Consider the following 20,093-nt stretch of genomic DNA (forward strand, 5'->3'; position numbering starts at 1 on the left):
TGTTTTTCAGACGGCCTCAACCCGCAGGCTTTCAGGCCGTCTGAAATCCCGTACAATACGCCGACCGTTTTTTAAAGGAATCCGCCTCGATGAATACCGTAAAAATCAAAAACACCGTGCTGGGCGCAGGCAGCCCGAAAATCTGCGTGCCGTTGGTAGCCAAAGATTCAGACGGCCTGCAAACCGCTTTGGCAGGCTTGCAGGGCTTGGCTTTTGATGTGGTGGAATTTCGTGCGGACTTTCTCGAACGTGCGGCCGACAGCGGCTATGTGATGGAACACCTGCGCGAAGTGCGCGCCGCCCTGCCGGATACGCCGCTGCTGTTTACCTTCCGCCGCGCCGAAGAAGGCGGCGAGTGCCCCGTGCCGCCGGAGGTTTATTTTTCGCTGGTTCAAGTGGCCATACGCTCCGGCCTGACCGACATCATCGATATCGAACTGTTTGCAGGCGAAGATAAAGTGAAAGAAACCGTTGCACTGGCCAAAGCCAACGGCGTGGCGGCCTTGCTGTGCAATCACGATTTCGACAAAACGCCGCCGAAAGAAGAGATAGTAGGCCGTCTGAAAACCATGCAGGATTGGGACGCGGACATCTGCAAAATCGCCGTGATGCCGCAATCCGCCGCCGACGTGCTGGTGCTGCTCGATGCCACGCAAACCATGTTCCATCAATATGCGCGGCAGCCTCTGGTAACGATGGCGATGGGCAAACTGGGCGTGGTGAGCCGTTTGGCGGGCGAAACCTTCGGCTCGGCAATGACTTTCGGCTCTGCGGGAACCGCTTCCGCGCCCGGGCAGATCGGCGTGAACGATTTGCGCTTTATTTTGAACGTGTTGGCAGGTAAATAATATCGGCAGGCCGTCTGAAAACATATTTTCAGACGGCCTCAAAGCCTTATAGCTTTATATTATAAATAATAGAAGTAAGCATTCTTTGTATTGTGTTTTCGATTGTCGTACAATGCCTGCTTCTATTATCGACGTTTTACTGGAATGATTATGTTGAAAAAATTCGTACTCGGCAGCATGGCTGCTTTTGTATTGGCTGCCTGCGGCAACGGTGGCGGCAGCTCATCTTCAGCCTCCGCTCCGGCCTCTTCCACCCCCGAAACCCAAGTTGCCGGTTCGCTGATCGAACGCATCAACAATAAAGGCACGGTAACCGTAGGCACCGAAGGCACTTACGCACCGTTCACCTATCACGATGAAAGCGGCAAATTAACCGGTTACGATGTAGAAGTGACCCGTGCCGTAGCAGAAAAGCTCGGCGTAAAAGTCGAATTCAAAGAAACCCAATGGGATGCCATGTTGGCCGGCTTGAAAGCAGGCCGGTTCGACATCGTAGCCAACCAAGTGAGCCTGACCACACCCGAACGCCGCGCCACTTTCGACAAATCTGCCGAATACAGCTATTCAGGCCCGATGGCGGTAGACCGCAAAGACGACAACCGCATTAAATCGCTGGCCGATGTAAAAGGTTTGTCTGCCGCACAAACCTTGAGCAGCAACTACGGCGAAATGGCGCAAAAAGCCGAAGCCAAAATCATTCCGGTAGACGGCATGGCTCAGGCATTGACTTTGGTTCAACAAAAACGTGCCGACTTCACATTCAACGATTCGCTCGCCCTGCTCGATTATCTTAAGAAAAATCCGAACTCCGGCCTGAAAACCGCATGGACGGCCCCCGCAGAGGAAAAATTGGGTGCCGGTCTGATTTTAAACAAAAACAACGATGAAGCCTTGGCAAAAATCAGCGGCGCAATAGAAGAGCTGCGTGCAGACGGCACATTGAAAAAACTGGGCGAACAATTCTTTGGCGTAGATGTAAGTGTTAAATGATCTTTTAAGCGCGCTGCCGTTTATGACCGAAGCCCGCGCGGCTTTGGTCATAAATGCATTTTGGCCGATGGTTAAAGCGGGGTTTCTCTATTCCATTCCGCTGGCCGTCGTTTCTTTTATTTTCGGCATCCTGATTGCATTGGCCGTCGCCTTGGTGCGCGTGATACCGGTTAACGGCATCTTCCACCGCATCTTGCTCGGCATAGTGAAATTCTACGTTTCCGCCATCCGCGGCACACCGATGCTGGTTCAGTTGATGGTGGTGTTTTACGGCTTACCGGCCATCGGCATCACGCTCGACCCGCTGCCTACCGCCGTAATCGGCTTTTCGCTGAATATCGGTGCCTATGCCTCCGAAACTATACGGGCGGCGATTTTATCGGTGCCCAAAGGCCAATGGGAAGCGGGTTTCTCCATCGGCATGACTTATATGCAGACCTTCCGCCGCATCATCATGCCGCAAGCGTTCCGCGTTTCCGTGCCGCCCTTGAGCAACACCTTTATCAGCCTGTTTAAAGAAACCTCGCTGGCTTCGGTGGTAACCATTACCGAGCTTTTCCGCGTGGCGCAGCAAATTGCCAACGCCAGCTACGACTTTCTGCCCGTGTATATCGAGGCAGGCTTGATATATTGGGTGTTCTGCTTCTTCCTGTTTATCGGGCAGGCAAAACTCGAAAAACGGCTCGACCGCTACGTTGCCAAGTGAGCATAAACCATGATTAAAATCCGCAATATCCATAAAGCATTCGGCAGCAATTCGATTTTAAACGGCATTGATTTGGACGTAGCAAAAGGCAGCGTAGTCGTGATTCTCGGCCCTTCCGGTTCGGGCAAAACCACATTTCTGCGCTGTTTGAATGCTTTGGAAATGCCCCAGCAAGGCAGCATAGAATTCGACGGCCCAAGCCCGTTGGGCATTGATTTTGCTCAACATCCGTCCAAAAAAGACATTCTCGCCCTGCGCCGCAAATCAGGTATGGTGTTTCAGCAGTACAATCTTTTTCCGCACAAAACCGCGCTGGAAAACGTGATGGAAGGCCCCGTGGCCGTACAAGGTATTTCCGCAGCAGAAGCCCGTAAAAAAGCGTTGGCCTTGCTGGAAAAAGTCGGCCTTGCCGATAAAGTGGATTTATACCCTTTCCAGCTCTCGGGCGGTCAACAACAGCGGGTAGGTATCGCCCGTGCTTTGGCAATCCAACCGGATTTAATGCTGTTCGACGAACCAACCTCCGCCCTTGACCCCGAGTTGGTGCAAGATGTATTGAATACCATGAAGGAGCTTGCTAAAGAAGGCTGGACGATGGTGGTTGTTACCCACGAAATCAAATTTGCCATGGAAGTGGCTGATTTGGTGGTGGTAATGGATGGCGGCGTGATTGTGGAACAAGGTTCGCCCGAAACATTATTTAAAAACCCCCAACACGAACGCACCAAACGCTTTCTGCACCAAATCCGCGTACAGGAAGATTAATGCGCGATTACCTTAAAAGGCTGCGACGACGTAGCAGAAACACTGTTTATTTGCTCTATCTTGAGTCAAACAAAACGGGGCATTATTAACTTCCACTATTAAAAGTTCAGCCTCCGTCAACAGAGATGCAACACAAAAAAACACTTGGCATTTTACAGCCAAGTGTTTTTTATTTAACGGATTTCCATCAGCTTTTCAAAAACTAAGCCAATCCTTTTTTCTCCAAATAGCTTTCGTAATCGCCCAGATAGTGTTCGTAACCGCCTTTGCCGTCCAGTTCGATGATTTGTGTGGCCAGTGAAGACACAAACTGGCGGTCGTGCGATACGAAAATCAGCGTGCCTTTGTATTTTTCCAAAGCCATATTTAAGGATTCGATGCTTTCCATATCCATGTGGTTGGTCGGTTCGTCCATAATCAACACGTTCGGTTTCAGCAGAATCAGCTTGCCGTAAAGCATACGGCCTTTCTCTCCGCCCGAAAGCACCTGCACTTGTTTTACCACATCATTGCTGCCGAACAGCAAGCGACCGAGCGTACCGCGGATAACCTGTTCGTCGTCGCCTTCCTGACCCCATTGGCGCATCCATTCGGTGAGGTTCATGTCGATATCGAAGTCGTTTTCGTGGTCTTGCGGATAGTAGCCGACGTTGGCTTTTTCCGCCCATTTGATGGTACCTGAATCGGGTTGGACACCTTCGCCGTATTCGGGATTGAATGCACCGGCCAACAATTTCAGCAAAGTGGACTTACCGGCACCGTTAGGGCCGATAATCGCCAAACGTTCTCCGGCTTCCAGAATAAAGCCCAGGTTTTTAAACAATTGGTTCTCAAAGCGTTTGCTCAAACCTTCCACTTCAACAGCTTGGCGGTGCAGCTTGGCTTTTTCGTCGGTTTCAAAGCGGATATACGGGTTTTGGCGAGTAGAAGGTTTCACTTCCACCATTTCGGCCTTGATCTTATCGGCCTGTTTCAGACGGCTGGTGGCTTGACGGGCTTTGGATTTATTGGCCGAGAAGCGTGCCACGAATTCTTGCAGTTCTTGCAGCTTTTCTTTGGCTTTAGCGTTGTCGCGCATGGCGCGCTCGCGGGATTGCGCGGAAGCCAGCATGTAATCATCGTAGTTGCCGGGGTAGATGGTGATGCTGTTGTAATCAACATCGGCCATATGCGTGCAGACTTCATTCAAAAAATGGCGGTCGTGCGAAATGATGATCATAGTGGAATCGTATTCGTTCAACACACCTTCGAGCCAACGGATGGTGTTGATGTCCAAGTTGTTGGTCGGCTCGTCGAGCAGCAATACGTCGGGTTTGGAAAACAAGGCTTGCGCCAGCAATACGCGCAGTTTGAAGCCGGGAGCCACTTCGCTCATTTGGGCATTGTGCAATGATTCTTCGATACCCACGCCGCTCAACAATTCGGCCGCGCGCGCTTCGGCGGTGTAACCGTCGTATTCGGCAAACTTGGCTTCCAATTCGGCAGCGTGCATGTAATCGTCTTCGGTGGCTTCCAAATTGGCGTAAATGGCATCACGCTCGGTCATCGCCGACCACATTTCGGTGTGCCCCATCATCACTACATCCAGCACACGCATCTCTTCATAGGCAAATTGATCTTGGCGCAGTTTACCGAGGCGGACACCGTTTTCAATGGCCACTTCGCCGCTGGTCGGCTCCAAGTCGCCACCAAGGATTTTCATGAAGGTGGATTTACCCGAACCGTTGGCACCAATCAGCCCGTAGCGGTTGCCTTCGCCGAATTTGACAGACACGTTTTCAAACAGCGGCTTTGCGCCGAACTGCATGGTTATGCCGTTGGTAGAAATCATTTTGATACAACCTTTAAGGATAAAATATTTAAAGCGCGGAATTATATCATAATTTCCGTTCAATCCGCTGCCGGTCTCTGCCGTCTGAAAAATAAGGTTCGAAGCGTCAAAGCATGATCAAATGTTTTTTTCAGACGGCCTCAACATATTCAACCGTTTTCATTATTTTTAAGAACCCGGAGCATGTCGACCAATGTGTTGACAACTTTGCAAGCTCATGCAAAAAAACATATCAAACAGGCCGTCTGAAATACTTTTCAGACGGCCTTAGATTCTAATTTCAAGTGCAACACTCAGGCAGTAGTGGTTGGAACAGATTCAAGAATAGAACACTTGGCGTTTCATAGCCAAGTGTTTTTCTTGGCCGGTGGTTCAGCTCATCCTGAACCCTACGTATTTCCCGCTCACTAATGTTGCGGAAATCCGTTTGTTTGGGGAAGTATTGGCGGATGAGTCCGTTGGTGTTTTCATTCAGCGCCTTTTCCCAAGAACGGTAAGGACGGCAGAAATAGGTTTCAGCCGCCAATGCTTTGGCTATTCGGGTGTGGCGGTAGAATTCCTTGCCGTTATCCATGGTGATGGTGTGCACCCTGTCTTTATGCGCCCTCAGCGCCCGAATGACGGCATTGGCCGTATCTTGGGCTTTGAAGTTCTTCAATTTGCAGATAATGGTGTAGCGGGTAACCCGTTCGACCAGTGTCAATAATGCGCTTTTCTGATCTTTGCCGACGATGGTGTCGGCTTCCCAGTCGCCTATACGGGATTTTTCGTCGACGATGGCGGGTCGGTTTTCAATGCCTATGCGGTCGGGTACTTTGCCTCTGCTCCATGTGCTGCCGTAGCGTTTACGGTAGGATTTGCTGCATATTCTGAGATGCTGCCACAAAGTGCCGCCGTTGCTTTTGTCGTCGCGCAGATAGTTATAGACGGTGCTGTGGTGGAGTGTGATTTGGTGGTGTTTGTGCAAATAGGCGCACACTTGCTCGGGGCTGAGTTTGCGGCGGATGAGGGTAGCGATGTGTTGGATCAGCTGCGAATGGAGCTTATAGGGCTTTCTTTTGCGCTGCTTGGTAAGCCGGCTTTGCTGTTGGGCTTTTTCGGCACTGTATTGCTGCCCTTGCGGGCAGTGCCGTTTGATTTCGCGGCTGATGGTGCTTTTATGGCGGTTAAGCCGTTTGGCGATTTCGCTGATGCTGTGGTGGCGGGACAGGTATTGGATGTGGTATCGTTCGTCTTGGGTCAGTTGTGTGTAGCTCATATGCAATCTTTCTTGCAGGAAAGGCCGTATGCTACCGCATACTGGCCTTTTTCTGTTGTGGAAAGTTGCACTTCAAATTTGAATCCGCTGGCCTGACAAATCTATGCCGACAACTCAAGACATCGAGCCTTCATTTTGATAAAGCGTAAACAACGGCACGCCGCGCTTACGGATATTTTCGCCGCCGGGCAAATCTGTAAACTCCAAAATCGCAGCCGCTTCCACAATTTCCCCGCCCAGCTGGCGCACCAAATCGATACCCGCCTGCATGGTGCCGCCGGTCGCAACAAGATCATCCACCAAAAGCACACGCGCACCGGCGGGAATCGCATCGGTATGAATTTCTACCGTAGCTTCACCGTATTCAAGCGCATAACTTTGAGAAAGCGTTTCAAACGGCAGCTTACCTTTTTTACGGATGGGGACAAACCCTACGTTTAATTGATAAGCCAACGCAGCTCCGATAATAAAACCGCGGGCATCCAAACCGGCCACAACATCAATTTTTTGGCTCATATACCGGTAAACAAGCAGATCTACCAACAACCGGAAATATTCAGGGCTTTGCAGCACAGGGGTAATATCATGAAATAAAATACCTTTTTTCGGCCAATGAGGGATCTTGCGGATCTTTTCGGCAAGTGCTTCCACGCCCATCACGTCGGGATGAATCAACATAAAACTACCCAATTCACAATGAAAAATTACACAGAAATTCAAAACACAAACGCACTATTCTAACAAAAACTAGCCTTGCGTTGTCGGCGTTGAAACATATAAAAACGGAAATAATATTTTAAACGCGATAGTTTTCGCAAAAACAGGAACCAGAACGCCCGTTTTGCAAAGGTTTCCGGCTGTATGGCATAATAACCACTTAAATTTTTCATTTTCGAGACCATCATGCGCTCATCTTCAAAAGGTAATATTTTTATTATTTCCGCAGCCTCCGGAACCGGAAAAACCACTTTGGTTTCACGCCTTACCAAACATCATGACGACATCAAGGTTTCCGTTTCCCACACCACCCGGCAGCCGCGTGAAGGCGAAGAGCACGGCAAACACTACTATTTTGTAGATGTGCCGAAATTCGAAACTCTCATTAGTGAAAGCGCATTCCTTGAATATGCAAAAGTTTTCGACAATTATTACGGCACCAGTGTAGAAGGCGTAAACATATTGCGGGAACAAGGTTATGATGTGATTTTAGAGATCGACATTCAAGGTGCAGAACAAGTCCGCCGTGTTTGGCCCGGAGCATGCAGCATCTTTATATTGCCGCCTTCTTTCCAAGCATTGGCCGAACGCTTGGTCGGCCGCGGAACAGACAGCCCCGAAGTAATCGAACGGCGGCTGGGCAAAGCGCGCAAAGAAATCGAGCAGGCGTTTATGTTTGATTATGTGGTGGTTAACAACGACTTGGTTGAAGCAGAAGCCGATTTACTGTCGATTATCAAATCACACCGCCTAAAACAATCCTGCCAACACTTATTTATTGAAAATCTGTTGGAAAATTCTTAAAAAACAGCGACAATACTTAATTAAATACTTCCCTATTTATTTGTAAAAAGGAACCATTCAAAATGGCACGCATCACCGTAGAAGACTGCATTACCAAAATCCCCAACCATTTCGACTTAACATTAACTGCCGCACGCCGCGCACGCCAACTGGAAAACGGCAATGCACCTTTGGTTGAAGACATCCGTAACAATAAACCTACCGTTACCGCTTTACGCGAGATAGCCGCCGGAGAAGTCGGCGTAGAGCTGCTCAAACGTAACAAATAAAAGCAAAATCAAAAGGCCGTCTGAATGCAACTGCCGCTACCTACCGCCCCTTATGACCCATTGACATCAGAAGCCCGTGACTTATTGTTCCGCACGGCTTCCTATCTCAATGAAAAAGAGCAGCAACAGCTTGAAAAAGCGTGTGCCTATGCTTTCCATGCCCACGACGGCCAAACCCGCAAAAGTGGCGAACCCTACATTACCCACCCTATTGCCGTTACTACCCAACTGGCCATCTGGCACATGGACATACAAGGTTTGTGTGCGGGCGTGATGCATGATGTACTTGAAGACACAGGTGTATCCAAAATCGAAATGGCAGCAGAATTCGGCGACACCATAGCCGAAATGGTAGACGGTCTTTCCAAACTTGAAAAACTCGAATACGACAGCCAAGCAGAACATCAGGCAGAAAGTTTCCGCAAGTTAATTCTCGCCATGACCAAAGACGTTCGCGTGATCGTCGTTAAATTGGCCGACCGTCTGCACAACATGCGTACATTAGGCTCGATGCGCCCCGAAAAACGCCGCCGGATTGCTCAGGAAACACTTGAAATCTACGCACAAATAGCCAACCGCATCGGTTTAAACAACGCCTATCAAGAGCTTCAGGATTTATCCTTTCAGAATCTGCACCCCCGTCGGTATGAAACATTGCAAAAAGCCATGAAAGCAAGCCGACGCAACCGACGCGACGTTGTAGGTAAAGTTCTGCGTGCCTTCAGCATGCGCTTGGTTGACGCAAATATTGAAGCCAAAATCAAAGGCCGCGAAAAAAACTTATTCAGCATCCACCAGAAAATGCAGGCTAAAAATCTACGCTTCGCAGACGTGATGGATATTTACGGCTTTCGCGTTATCGTAAACAGCATACCCGCCTGCTACGCAGCCTTGGGTGCACTTCACAGCCTCTACCAACCCAAACCCGGCCGTTTCAAAGACTACATCGCCATTCCCAAAAGTAACGGTTATCAAAGCCTGCATACCACCTTAGTCGGCCCTTACGGCCTGCCTATCGAAGTACAGATACGCACCCACGAAATGGATGCAGTAGCCGAAGGCGGCGTAGCCGGACATTGGATTTATAAATCGGGAGAAAGTACGGTCGATCAGGCTACCCTCCATACCAATCGCTGGCTGAAAAATATTCTTGATTTGCAAGCAGGCAGTTCCAATGCCATCGAATTTCTCGAGGCCGTTAAAGTTGATTTATTCCCCAACGAAGTATATATCCTTACCCCGAAAGGAAAAATCCTTACCCTCCCCAAAGGAGCAACCCCCATCGACTTCGCATATGCAGTGCATACCGATGTCGGCCATCACACCGTAGCCGCCCGCATCAACAATACCATGATGCCGTTGCGCACCAAACTGAAAACCGGTGATTCTGTTGAAGTGATTACTTCCGAACAGGCAAAACCCAACCCGGCATGGCTAAATTTTGCCGTTTCCAGCCGTGCACGCAGCGCCATTCGAAATTACATCAAAAATATGAATAGGCAAGATGCAGTAACACTAGGTGAAAACCTATTGCAAAAAGCCCTATCAAGCTTATTGCCTCAAAACGTATTGCTTTCAGACGGCCTCAAAGAAAAATATCTTGCCGACCTCAATCATAAGCAAACCACTTTTGAAGATGTATTGTACAGCGTAGGAATGGGGCATACCCTGCCGATTACAGTTGCCATGCATATTGCCGACTTGGCAGGTGAACATTTTGGCGGCGAAGTGCGGTTAAGCCCGATTAAAATCAACGGCAGCGAAACAGGCCGCGTACATCTTGCCCAATGTTGCCAGCCATTGCCCGGAGATGCCGTACGCGCAGTTTTAATTAAAGATCAAGGTTTGGTTATTCACCGGGACACTTGTCCGAATGTACTAAAAGTAGATCCCGACCAACAGCTTGACGCCGACTGGGAAAGCATTCCCGATCAAACTTTCCGCACAACACTTACAGTCGGAGCACGCGACACCCGCGGTTTGTTGGCATTAATGGCCCAAGCTATTTCTTCAGCCGGCGCCGACATCGAATCGGTTGAAACACCGCAAAAACAACCCGGCACAGAAGGGTTTATTGAATTCAAGTTCTTTATCAAAGTAACCGGTATAGAGCAACTCAATGAAATCATTCGTGCTTTGCACGCTATTACTGATGTGAGACGTGTTGTAAGAGTATAAGGTATAGAAAATCCTAGCGTTGTTTGCAGTATTGGCTTTTGAATACTGTAAACAACGCTAGGATTTTCTATATAAAGCTTTACTCAACGACCAGTTTGTTTTTCCAATATTGTTTTTTAGCTTCGTTTTTGGGAATGTCTTTGGTACCATTGCCGTAGATTTCCACCAACTTCTTGGCAGCTTTTATTTCGCCATTATTGGCCGAACGTTCAAACCATTCTAATGCTTTTTTTTCGTCTTTCATAACATGTTTTCCATTTAAGTACCATAAACCTATTAGTGTTTGAGCAGTTTCTTCACCCATCTCGGCAGCTTTTAGATAATAGTCAAAAGCTTTAGCTTCATCGTAAGGGAATGTATCATTTTTCTCAGAGTACATAACACCAGCGACTGAATAAGCATAAGCATCGTCTTGCTCTAAAGATTTAAATAACCATTGCTTGGCTTCTTCCCGGTCTTTTTCATTTTTTCCAATTTTAACAAGAAGCCCTGCCAATTCAGCCTGAGCTACACTAATATTAAGGTCAGCTGCTTTACGTAACCATAGAATGGCATCATCATACTTACCCATAGAAGCATAAATTGTTCCAACATTATAAATGGCTAATTGATTGCCATTGTCAACAGCTTTTTTGGCTAATTCAAGTGCTCTATCTTGATTTTGCAAAACCCCTTTGCCTTGAGAATAAATAATAGCCAAATTTTGATAAGCATCGGCATATCCGTTATCTGCTGCCAGTTGATAATATTCAGCTCCTTTTTTCCAATCAACAGGAACCCCAATTCCATGGCTATAATAAAACCCTAAGTTATTATAAGACGGGATATTGCCTTGCTTCGCGGCTTGTTGAGTCCAATAAAAAGCTTTTTGTACATCCTTTTGTGCACCCCAACCCTTATAGTAAAGCCAACCTAAATTGGATTTAGCCCTTGCATCTCCTTTTTTTGCTGCCAACTCTGTCCAATAAAAAGCTTTATTGAAATCTTTTGGAGCCTCCCAGCCTTCTAAATAACGGGCACCTAAATTATATTGGCTAGAAACATCACCTCTTTCAGCGCATTGTTCCAATCGCGATAATTCTCCTCTTGGATCACAATTGATGCTATTTTTATCTACATAACAGCCACTCAGAAGAAAAAAACAAACTAGTGTAATAATATTTTTAATCATGGTTCTTATCATTTCGATTGATTAGGTTTTGTTGTGAATCTGTCAATACTACTATTAGTAATTGTTTTTCCAATTTCATTTATTCCTGCCTGTCCAAAATCACCCACTCCTGTTTTTCCTGCTTTATAAGCAGCTCCTGTTCCCACTATATTACTCGGAATTCCTTTTAGCGTTTCCTTTACAGTTTTCCCTTGACAAATAGAGTCAGATAAAACACCACTACCAACTGCATTGGTTGTTTGTTGACCTAGCGTAGCCCAACGCGCCCCAACAAGACCGCTGGCAGTGTCGGTAGCCAAAGAGCAGGCGTTGATTCGCCCGTTTTCAAGAGTTTGAGTTGTACCGGAAGTCACTGTAGAAATGCCAATACTCTTTTCTACAGGCGACAAACGCCCCCATGCTTGAGCCGCAGGTCTTGCTGCAGTGGCTAACGCAGGTAGCGCACGAACACCTACAAAGGCTGTTCCTGCCGCTGCCATTGACCCACCTGCTACCTTTACGCTGGTTTCTCTTAAGCCCGCTTGAGAGGTGTGCAGACGCCTACATTGATCATTTTTTGCGTTTAGAGCCATGGTGCTCGGCATTATCGCACCCAAGGCAGTAGCACAACCGGGTTCTTTCATCACTCCACGGTTTTTTATTGCTTCTCTTCTAGCTGCTTCTCTTGCAGCAGCTTGGGCTCTGGCGGCAGCTTCAAAATCTCCCATGCCTCTATTAAACGCATCTCTCACTCCGGGGCTGTCAAGATGTTGTTGTAACCACTGATAACCATTAAGCCCTAAAGGATCAACCCATCCTTGAGCTGATTGGCCAAAATCATAAAGGTTATCTCCCCCAGCCAACCCAATCGGATCCTGCTGCGTAAACCGCCCGCAGTGCGGATCGTAATAACGGAAGAAGTTGTAATGCAGACCCGTCTCTACATCCGCATACTGGTTCTGTAATCTGAACGGCTGATGCACATCTTCTTTCAGATTCGCACCCTCTGCATTATTCAGTTTACCCCAACCGCTGTATTCTCCGCGCCAAACGATGTTGCCTTCCTCATCCGTCAGTTCACGCGGAATGCCGATTTGGTCGTTGTGGTAGTACAAAATCCGTCTGTCGGCTTTGCTGCTATCTTTGTTGGCCATCTGAACGATTTGTGCCAACGGTTCGTAGCTTCCCTGTTCGGTATAAACGTAAGTATAGGTCGCTTTATCGCCGTATTCCTGTAACAGGCGGCTGCCTTCCCACAGGAAACGGGTTTCCGTTTGGTTGTGGGCGTTCTGTTTGCTCACCCTTCTGCCTAAGGCGTCGTAGCGGTAGTGCCAGTGTTCAGACCGCCTTCCCTCTTGTTCGATACGCGCTTCGGTCAATTGGTTGTCGGCATCGTAGCGATAATACTGGCTTTCGCCCGTTGCGTCGTTGTGGCGTTCGCTCAGGTTGCCCAGCGGATCATAAACGTAGCGGATGCCGTTATAGTCGGTCAGGCGGTTGCCGGCTACTTTGACACCGTCGCCGCTGATATTGTGGGCGGGGTCGAAGGCGAAGCGTTCGTCGCCGGCACGGGTAATCCTGCCCAGCGGGTCGTAGGCGTAGTCTTTATTGCCGTGGTGTTGGTCTTCGGTTTGAACCAGATTGCCGTTGGTATCGTAATGGTAACGGCGTTTGATCAGGCCTTTCGGCTCGGTGGCTTTGCCGCCGGGAGCTTCGAGTTGTACCAGCTGTTCTTTCAGACGGCCTAAGGGGTCTGAAATCAGGCGGGTGTGCAGTTTGCCGGCACTTCTGGATACGGGACGGTGCAGGTCGTCGCGCTCGATATCGGTAATGGTGTCGCCGTCGAGGTTGATGTGGTGCAGATGGCCGCTGCCGTAGTAGAGGTAGTTGAGCGTCTCGCCCGTCGGTAGGATGGTTTGGGTGCGGTTGCCGAGGATGTCGTAACGGTATTCGGTCACCAGCGGGATGCCGTCTTGGGTACGGGGCCGGATTATGCCCGGCTGTATCGGTTCGCCCAGTGTTTGGTATTGTTCTTTGACCAACAGGCCGTCTGAATTGTAGCTGAGACGCAAGTCGCTATGGGAATTACAGGTATTACGTTTTTAACATATAAAAAATTATTAATATGAAAACTATTACCTTATGTACTTTATGAGACAATTTATAAGAAATATTAGTTTAAATAAAACTAACAGAAAATCAGTGAGCAGTAAATATAATAGAATAGAATAGATGTTATCACATTGTAAAAAATATATTTACATAACAATTTTTAAAATGATAATTATTGTTTGTTATTTATGTAGAAATATCTAATAGCAACAAATAAAAAACAAAATTCTGTATAAAATAACATACTCATCAATGGAATAAAGCAAAGAATTGCATTATATAAACTTTCATCTGTTCCTCTATTTAAAATGGCTTTTATTCCAAAAAAAATTGTTAAGAAGTAGGGAATAAAACATATAATTTTTGACTTCGTCAATATCATTGGTAAACTATCATTAGACCAAAGCAAATACCTTTGATTTTCACGAGAAATTAAACTAGATTTTTTTAAATTTTTTATTTCTTCATCACTGATATTTAACATTACATACCACAATGAAATCAAGGAAACAATTAGAAAAGATATGGCAACAGTTTCCCATAAAAATGGGAAATTTATAGTCATTAATAACAAAAATGGGCTTACCAATGTCAAAGTTACTCTCATTCCAACATTATAAAAAACTGATTCAAATAGCTTCGAATAAAATATCCCTTTCTTTTTTAAAATAAAGTTTGAAATTAACCATATTAAAAATAAAATTCCCCATACAATAAAAAAGAAAATAAATACTTGGCTTACCATTATCGGAATTCCCCAACCTAGGTAAGAAGCAAAAATAATGCATAAATGGTAAATGCTAGCTATCCCCAAGGCAATAATTTGATGCCTAAAATCAATAGATTGATTAAAATTAATATTCTTAATCATAATTTGATTATCCATATATCTTCTGCTTTAATCCATCTGATAATATTGAAATCAATAGTCCGACAGCCATAACTGCAGCAGTACCAATTAACAACACCAAGCCAATAGGAAGTGTTGCTCCAGACAAAGCTATTAATACTGCACTTAATGCAGCACTGCCCGCAATAAATCCCACCCCAGCAGCAACCGAGCTGATTCCTACTCTTCCAATCAACTCCATAACATCTCTACTGCCTTTCTCATCCAGCATAACTTTATTATAATCTCCAATAATATCAATAGCTAGAGCAACACCTGCAACTCCTCTAGTTGTTCCTCTAGTAACATTTTTTAACACATTGTTCTTAAATGAAAGCCAAACTCTATTTATTTTTTTTCCAATGTATATACCTCCAGTTAACGGTTTTAATTGGTTTTTATCAAATCCTGCATAAGTAAAGCCAAATGGGGGATTATACCCTTTAAATACAATAGTCCAGAATCCTCGTATTCGTTTTACCTGTACCTTTCGATTTAATATATTTCTCATTTCAAGGTTGTCCTGCAGATAACCGACACCACTAAAAATAGCAGCATACTTTGGCTCACTATAAGCTGCTATTGCTTTGATAAGATCGTTAAAATCTTGTTGGCTAATTATTCCTCTTAGCTCATGTGCACTACACTCTCGTTCAAGGCTTTTAGGATTCATCCATTCAACATTTGAAGCTGGCTTGAAAATCATGACTACCGCTAACTCATTAATTTTACTAAAACCCTTTGAAGCCGAGTTAAAAGTATTCTGAACATCTTGAGGTTGATAAGGTTTAAATAAAGTCTTCTCTTTAAATTGAGGGAGGTTTCTCAACCATTGTTGTGAACTATAATTATGCACTTGCACAAATGAATCAATATTTATTTGATCTTTACGCCCATCAAAACCGATATAAAGCGGCTCAATCCAAATAGCAGGCTTACTATTATAGCGATTAGCATCCATCAAGCTTGGGGTATACCTACCAATTACTTTACCGCCAGCTTTTACCACAAACGTTCCTTTAAAGTACCTGCTAATATGAACACGATAAGCTTCTCCTGAAGTTATAAAAAATTTTCCGGAAATGAGCTTTTTTGTCTTCAAATCAAAAACACCATAATCTCTAACATTTACAGAACTACTTACTTTTTCAACTTCAACACTAATTTTACGGGAGCCATTAATACTGAAATTAAAAACTACTTCCCTAACGGTAGCTAAAATAACTTGATAGTCATTATTTGTAGAAATATTATTCACAGGCTGCCCTGGAATATAAATGACTCTAGTTTCTTTTTGCTGGGGTATTGAACTTCTCTTAGCAGCTTTTTCAGTTTGTTCTCTTTTAACTCTTGCTCTTTGTTCTCCGCCACTCATTTTTTATCCTCTCTTTTAGGTTGCGTTGCTTTAAATATTTCAAAAGATATATTTTCTAATTTTCCTTTACCTTCAGTATCCAACGATATTGTTAAAGTTTTTCCTTGTTTTGAAGTAAAGCTAATAGGTTCTCCCTCAGGTACATTTCCGTAAACATCAATATATTCAATATTAATGTCACCTTTTATTTCTTCTTGATTAAAAACCTGATGTAAACTGCTCGGCCCCATCACCTGAAACCCCGCACACTTCACCCACACCATCTTCGGGCAGCCCAATTCGATGTTGCCGTCTTTAATCTTGATGTACGCCCCGCCGCTGGTCAGCAGGATTTCGTCTTTGGCAGCGACGACCACTTTTCCCGCGCTGCTGGTGATGGTGGCATCTTTCAGGGCATTGATCTGCATCTCGTCGTTCTGTGCCTGAATCTCCACTTTGCCCTGATTGGCCTGTAACTTCGCCCCTTTGCTCTGTGCAAACAGGTTGACGCTCCCGACCGCATGGGCGGTAAAGTTGCTGCCGGCGCTGATGTCGGTGTCGCCGCCGCTGATATGGTGGATGTGTTGGCCGGCGGTGTGCAGCTGGCTTTGCGGGGTGGCGCTGGCAATGCCGTCGGGGGCGGACAGTAAAATCACTTGTCGGTATAAGTCTTTAATACAGTTTTTCAGACGGCCTTCCTGCTCTTCAGTTAAAGTTCCTTCCGCTTTGGCTGTGTTGGCTGCTTTATTCAAACTCTTCGCTAATGACAATGCCTGTTCCAAATGGGCGATGGCTTCGTCACGGTTTAATACTTCTCCCTGTGCACCGCTTTGGCCATCTGAAGAAATAAACAAGCCTTTACCGGCCCTCAGCGCGCCCCAACTGTCGGTACGCAGTTCAAACCCTTCGCCGTTGTCGCCACGTTTTTGGCGTTGGCTGTCGACGATATGGCCGAGGTTGAGTTGGGTTTTGCCGTATTCGGTCGCCAGTTTGATATGCTCCTGCCCCTGTTTGTCTTCCATCCGCAGTTTGTTGTTCGCCCAAGTGCGGATGACGTTGCGGGTGTTCCAATCGGCAGGTACGTGGTCGGGGTGGGAGCTGTCGTGCATCACGCCACTGATGTAGGGTCTGTCGGGATTGCCCTGTACGAACGACAGCATCACTTCGGTGCCTTCGTGCAGCGGGAAGTGTTGGCCGTAGTCGGGGCCGGCATAGGGTTTGGCCAGGCGGATGGGACGGCTTTCTCCGCCCGGGCTCCATTCGTCGAGGTCGAACGGCAGTTTGACGCGGTAGCGCCCCATGTTGTCGATATAGGCGTATGTGTAGTTGCCGGGGCTGGTGACTCTGGCGGGTAGGCTGCCCTGTATCTTAGGCAGCGGGGTGATGCGTTCGGGGCGGAAGATGCTGTCGGCGGGGATGGCGGTGAAAGTATGGCTGTATGCTTGGTCGCGGCTGCCGCTGTGGGTGAGTGACACCGCCAACCAGCCGTTGGGCGCTTCGCTGAAGCTCGGGGCCGTCTGAAACACCAGGCCGGGGCTGAGGGCGGTAATGTTGCCGCTGCCGGAGGCAACAATACGGCGGCTGTGGTCGAGCTGTTGCAGTAAGGCCGTCTGAAGTTGGGCTTCTGCGGGTGTCTTTTGATGCAAACCCCAATGGCTGTCGCTGCCGAGTAAGACGCTGCTGTCGCTTTCCTTATCTTTAGCTGTTACTTGGGACGACAAATCGGTATCGGCATCGCGGTAGTTGTAGTCGCCGACGCGGATGGATTCGAGGATGGGGTTGTGTTTTACCTGTAAGGCGAACACCGCTTCGGCTCCGACGCTCTCCAATCCGCCGTGGGGGCGGTAGGGATAGGGAAAGGTATTACCGCGAAAATAATGGGCGGTATCGTCACCGAATACCGCCACATCGCCATATTGGGCATTCTGCTCGAAGGCGTACCAGATGCCTTCTTCTTCGCACAGCCGGTTGAGAAAGGCGAAGTCGCTTTCCTGATACTGGGTCACATACTCGCGCACACCGTATTCGCGTGAGGTATTGAAACGGAAATCAACGCCGGAGAAGCCGTGGTGTTTCAGCAGCGACGAAATAATGTCGGGCACGTTTTGGTTTTGAAACAGACGCGAAGTGCGGTGATGCTTCAATGCGGCGATGCGGGGTTCCAATACCATGCGGTAACGGGTTTCGTCGGCCGATACCGACAACTTCTCGCAGGAAGTGATGATGCCGCTCCATTCCTTCAACGGCTCGGGAGCCAACATCCCTTCGATCAATCCCAACACATCAGAGCTTACCGGCGTCACCGTAAACTTAGCCGCTTGGTTGATGTACGACGACAGCGGCAAATCGGCATCGGCGGAAGTGAGTTCGATGTCGAGACGGTAGGCTGTATTCAATGCTTCGGTGGCGGTGAAGGAGACGACGGAGAGGGAGGGGCTGAAACGGGAGAAGGTGAGGTGGTAGGATTGGGTTTGGGTCATCGCGGGCGTTCCAAAGCGGTGTGTCTAAAGGAGATTATGCTTTGGAAATATATCAGAACGGATATTTATTTTCCATTTGCATATGATAAAAGGCCCTTAGATTCTAATTTCAAGTGCAACACTCAGGCAGTAGTGGTTGGAACAGATTCAAGAATAAAACACTTGGCGTTTCATAGCCAAGTGTTTTTCTTGGCCGGTGGTTCAGCTCATCCTGAACCCTACGTATTTCCCGCTCACTAATGTTGCGGAAATCCGTTTGTTTGGGGAAGTATTGGCGGATGAGTCCGTTGGTGTTTTCATTCAGCGCCTTTTCCCAAGAACGGTAAGGACGGCAGAAATAGGTTTCAGCCGCCAATGCTTTGGCTATTCGGGTGTGGCGGTAGAATTCCTTGCCGTTATCCATGGTGATGGTGTGCACCCTGTCTTTATGCGCCCTCAGCGCCCGAATGACGGCATTGGCCGTATCTTGGGCTTTGAAGTTCTTCAATTTGCAGATAATGGTATAGCGGGTAACCCGTTCGACCGGTGTCAATAATGCGCTTTTCTGATCTTTGCCGACGATGGTGTCGGCTTCCCAGTCGCCTATACGGGATTTTTCGTCGACGATGGCGGGTCGGTTTTCAATGCCTGTGCGGTCGGGGACTTTGCCTCTGCTCCATGTGCTGCCGTAACGTTTACGGTAGGATTTGCTGCATATTCTGAGGTGCTGCCACAAAGTGCCGCCGTTGCTTTTGTCGTCGCGCAGATAGTTATAGACGGTGCTGTGGTGGAGTGTGATTTGGTGGTGTTTGTGCAAATAGGCACACACTTGCTCGGGGCTGAGTTTGCGGCGGATGAGGGTAGCGATGTGTTGGATCAGCTGCGAATGGAGCTTATAGGGCTTTCTTTTGCGCTGCTTGGTAAGCCGGCTTTGCTGTCGGGCTTTTTCGGCACTGTATTGCTGCCCTTGTGGGCAGTGCCGTTTGATTTCGCGGCTGATGGTGCTTTTATGGCGGTTAAGCCGTTTGGCGATTTCGCTGATGCTGTGGTGGCGGGACAGGTATTGGATGTGGTATCGTTCGTCTTGGGTCAGTTGTGTGTAGCTCATACTTTCTTGCAGGAAAGGCCGTATGCTACCGCATACTGGCCTTTTTCTGTTGTGGAAAGTTGCACTTCAAATTTGAATCCGCTGCCGTCTGAAAGTTTCAGACGGCCTCGTAAAATGAAATTACCCATACAATGAGTTCCTCACTTGGCTGCAGCTGCGCAAAAAACGGCAAATGAATTCATGACACCAACCAGTGCACAAAAAATAGACTTCAAGTGCGATAAGCCTGGCAGAATCATCAAGATTAAAATACAGCCGCTACACCAGCATAACCAAAGTGCTGGGCGACCGAACTTTTATAAACGAGAATGGTTTTGCCGGAGTGACAAACGTATTAACGAGTGAAGATTTATATATATATGAAAAAAGTCGGTGATTAATCACCGACTTTTTTCATGAGGTACACAATATGGTACATAAAACAGATATAACCCGAAATTCATTATATTAATTATCAATATTAATTATCAGGTTACGATAAGATTTGGCGGAGTGGACGGGGCTCGAACCCGCGACCCCCGGCGTGACAGGCCGGTATTCTAACCAACTGAACTACCACTCCGCGCAGAAAACTTGGTGGGTGATGACGGAGTCGAACCGCCGACATTCTGCTTGTAAGGCAGACGCTCTACCAACTGAGCTAATCACCCGCGTC

General features: G+C 47.3%; 17 protein-coding genes and 2 tRNA genes. 7 read left to right on the forward strand and 12 right to left on the reverse strand.

The features are described from left to right. Positions 1-89 precede the first annotated feature (89 nt). The 4 genes from aroD to LVJ88_RS08615 all read left to right on the forward strand — a co-directional run bounded on the left by aroD (position 90) and on the right by LVJ88_RS08615 (position 3,309). Entirely contained in the window at positions 90-848 is a 759-nt protein-coding gene (gene aroD / locus LVJ88_RS08600; protein WP_085418984.1) for a type I 3-dehydroquinate dehydratase, read from the forward strand. Positions 849-998: 150 nt separating this feature from the next. Further along, entirely contained in the window at positions 999-1,838 is an 840-nt protein-coding gene (locus LVJ88_RS08605) for an amino acid ABC transporter substrate-binding protein (protein WP_054600571.1), read from the forward strand. Between the two features lie 22 nt (positions 1,839-1,860). Continuing rightward, positions 1,861-2,544, forward strand: coding sequence for an amino acid ABC transporter permease (locus LVJ88_RS08610; RefSeq protein WP_172392895.1), 684 nt, complete (start codon positions 1,861-1,863; stop codon positions 2,542-2,544). A 9-nt stretch (positions 2,545-2,553) separates the two neighbouring features. Then, positions 2,554-3,309, forward strand: coding sequence for an amino acid ABC transporter ATP-binding protein (locus tag LVJ88_RS08615; protein ID WP_085418983.1), 756 nt, complete (start codon positions 2,554-2,556; stop codon positions 3,307-3,309). A 202-nt stretch (positions 3,310-3,511) separates the two neighbouring features. Here LVJ88_RS08615 and LVJ88_RS08620 read toward each other — a convergent pair whose 3' ends face one another. The 3 genes from LVJ88_RS08620 to LVJ88_RS08630 form a co-directional block, all read right to left on the reverse strand. Beyond that, positions 3,512-5,140 carry an ABC-F family ATPase gene (locus tag LVJ88_RS08620; protein ID WP_085356372.1) on the reverse strand — a complete coding sequence of 543 codons (1,629 nt, stop codon included), beginning with the start codon at positions 5,138-5,140 and terminating at the stop codon, positions 3,512-3,514. A gap of 280 nt (positions 5,141-5,420) precedes the next feature. Further along, positions 5,421-6,398: an IS30 family transposase gene (locus LVJ88_RS08625; protein WP_085418660.1), complete on the reverse strand. Its 978-nt coding sequence runs from the start codon at positions 6,396-6,398 to the stop codon at positions 5,421-5,423. A gap of 114 nt (positions 6,399-6,512) precedes the next feature. Continuing rightward, positions 6,513-7,076, reverse strand: a complete 564-nt coding sequence (locus LVJ88_RS08630) for an adenine phosphoribosyltransferase (RefSeq protein ID WP_054600568.1) — start codon at positions 7,074-7,076, stop codon at positions 6,513-6,515. A 225-nt stretch (positions 7,077-7,301) separates the two neighbouring features. Here LVJ88_RS08630 and gmk point away from each other — a divergent pair, with 225 nt between their 5' ends. The 3 genes from gmk (at position 7,302) to LVJ88_RS08645 (ending at position 10,366) form a co-directional block, all read left to right on the forward strand. Then, complete coding sequence (gene gmk, locus LVJ88_RS08635) at positions 7,302-7,919, forward strand: guanylate kinase (protein ID WP_085356359.1); 618 nt, start codon at positions 7,302-7,304, stop codon at positions 7,917-7,919. 62 nt (positions 7,920-7,981) lie between these two features. Continuing rightward, positions 7,982-8,188 carry a DNA-directed RNA polymerase subunit omega gene (rpoZ, locus tag LVJ88_RS08640; protein WP_085356360.1) on the forward strand — a complete coding sequence of 69 codons (207 nt, stop codon included), beginning with the start codon at positions 7,982-7,984 and terminating at the stop codon, positions 8,186-8,188. Between the two features lie 24 nt (positions 8,189-8,212). Next, on the forward strand, positions 8,213-10,366 hold the full coding sequence (locus LVJ88_RS08645; RefSeq protein ID WP_085356361.1) for a RelA/SpoT family protein: 2,154 nt from the start codon (positions 8,213-8,215) through the stop codon (positions 10,364-10,366). Positions 10,367-10,445: 79 nt separating this feature from the next. Here LVJ88_RS08645 and LVJ88_RS08650 read toward each other — a convergent pair whose 3' ends face one another. From LVJ88_RS08650 to LVJ88_RS08685, 9 genes are all read right to left on the reverse strand, one after another. Further along, positions 10,446-11,537, reverse strand: coding sequence for a tetratricopeptide repeat protein (locus tag LVJ88_RS08650; protein WP_158087953.1), 1,092 nt, complete (start codon positions 11,535-11,537; stop codon positions 10,446-10,448). 8 nt (positions 11,538-11,545) lie between these two features. Continuing rightward, the gene (locus LVJ88_RS08655) at positions 11,546-13,588 is read right to left on the reverse strand and encodes an RHS repeat-associated core domain-containing protein (RefSeq protein ID WP_085419016.1); all 2,043 of its coding nucleotides are present in this window, start codon (positions 13,586-13,588) and stop codon (positions 11,546-11,548) included. Between the two features lie 212 nt (positions 13,589-13,800). Further along, a complete protein-coding gene (locus LVJ88_RS08660; protein WP_085419033.1) occupies positions 13,801-14,514 on the reverse strand; it encodes a hypothetical protein in 714 nt (237 codons plus the stop codon). After that, the gene (locus LVJ88_RS08665; RefSeq protein WP_085419034.1) at positions 14,507-15,892 is read right to left on the reverse strand and encodes a hypothetical protein; all 1,386 of its coding nucleotides are present in this window, start codon (positions 15,890-15,892) and stop codon (positions 14,507-14,509) included. Before LVJ88_RS08665 ends, LVJ88_RS08660 begins: the two co-directional genes overlap by 8 nt. Further along, positions 15,889-18,351: a type VI secretion system Vgr family protein gene (locus LVJ88_RS08670; RefSeq protein WP_244694141.1), complete on the reverse strand. Its 2,463-nt coding sequence runs from the start codon at positions 18,349-18,351 to the stop codon at positions 15,889-15,891. The genes LVJ88_RS08665 and LVJ88_RS08670 overlap by 4 nt, the downstream gene beginning before the upstream one ends. Before the next feature lie 109 nt (positions 18,352-18,460). Then, positions 18,461-19,438, reverse strand: a complete 978-nt coding sequence (locus LVJ88_RS08675) for an IS30 family transposase (RefSeq protein ID WP_244694142.1) — start codon at positions 19,436-19,438, stop codon at positions 18,461-18,463. After that, positions 19,435-19,566 (reverse strand): hypothetical protein, encoded by a 132-nt coding sequence (locus LVJ88_RS12570; RefSeq protein WP_269844505.1) that lies wholly within the window; start codon positions 19,564-19,566, stop codon positions 19,435-19,437. Before LVJ88_RS12570 ends, LVJ88_RS08675 begins: the two co-directional genes overlap by 4 nt. Positions 19,567-19,923: 357 nt before the next feature. After that, positions 19,924-20,000: transfer RNA gene (locus LVJ88_RS08680), tRNA-Asp, on the reverse strand. Positions 20,001-20,012: 12 nt separating this feature from the next. Next, positions 20,013-20,088, reverse strand: a tRNA-Val gene (locus LVJ88_RS08685). Positions 20,089-20,093 lie beyond the last annotated feature (5 nt).

It is taken from the genome of Neisseria dumasiana (genome assembly GCF_022870885.1).
In the GTDB taxonomy this organism is placed as follows: Bacteria; Pseudomonadota; Gammaproteobacteria; order Burkholderiales; family Neisseriaceae; genus Neisseria; species Neisseria dumasiana.

Bases quoted from the DNA above. Each gene is read 5' to 3' on its own strand.
- LVJ88_RS08625 (WP_085418660.1), bottom strand. From the start codon at position 6,398: ATGAGCTACACACAACTGACCCAAGACGAACGATACCACATCCAATAC.
- LVJ88_RS08650 (WP_158087953.1), bottom strand. From the start codon at position 11,537: ATGATTAAAAATATTATTACACTAGTTTGTTTTTTTCTTCTGAGTGGC.
- aroD (WP_085418984.1), top strand. From the start codon at position 90: ATGAATACCGTAAAAATCAAAAACACCGTGCTGGGCGCAGGCAGCCCG.
- LVJ88_RS08670 (WP_244694141.1), bottom strand. From the start codon at position 18,351: ATGACCCAAACCCAATCCTACCACCTCACCTTCTCCCGTTTCAGCCCC.
- LVJ88_RS12570 (WP_269844505.1), bottom strand. From the start codon at position 19,566: ATGGGTAATTTCATTTTACGAGGCCGTCTGAAACTTTCAGACGGCAGC.
- LVJ88_RS08630 (WP_054600568.1), bottom strand. From the start codon at position 7,076: ATGTTGATTCATCCCGACGTGATGGGCGTGGAAGCACTTGCCGAAAAG.
- LVJ88_RS08665 (WP_085419034.1), bottom strand. From the start codon at position 15,892: ATGAGTGGCGGAGAACAAAGAGCAAGAGTTAAAAGAGAACAAACTGAA.
- LVJ88_RS08610 (WP_172392895.1), top strand. From the start codon at position 1,861: ATGACCGAAGCCCGCGCGGCTTTGGTCATAAATGCATTTTGGCCGATG.
- LVJ88_RS08675 (WP_244694142.1), bottom strand. From the start codon at position 19,438: ATGAGCTACACACAACTGACCCAAGACGAACGATACCACATCCAATAC.
- gmk (WP_085356359.1), top strand. From the start codon at position 7,302: ATGCGCTCATCTTCAAAAGGTAATATTTTTATTATTTCCGCAGCCTCC.
- LVJ88_RS08605 (WP_054600571.1), top strand. From the start codon at position 999: ATGTTGAAAAAATTCGTACTCGGCAGCATGGCTGCTTTTGTATTGGCT.
- rpoZ (WP_085356360.1), top strand. From the start codon at position 7,982: ATGGCACGCATCACCGTAGAAGACTGCATTACCAAAATCCCCAACCAT.
- LVJ88_RS08660 (WP_085419033.1), bottom strand. From the start codon at position 14,514: ATGGATAATCAAATTATGATTAAGAATATTAATTTTAATCAATCTATT.
- LVJ88_RS08615 (WP_085418983.1), top strand. From the start codon at position 2,554: ATGATTAAAATCCGCAATATCCATAAAGCATTCGGCAGCAATTCGATT.
- LVJ88_RS08645 (WP_085356361.1), top strand. From the start codon at position 8,213: ATGCAACTGCCGCTACCTACCGCCCCTTATGACCCATTGACATCAGAA.
- LVJ88_RS08620 (WP_085356372.1), bottom strand. From the start codon at position 5,140: ATGATTTCTACCAACGGCATAACCATGCAGTTCGGCGCAAAGCCGCTG.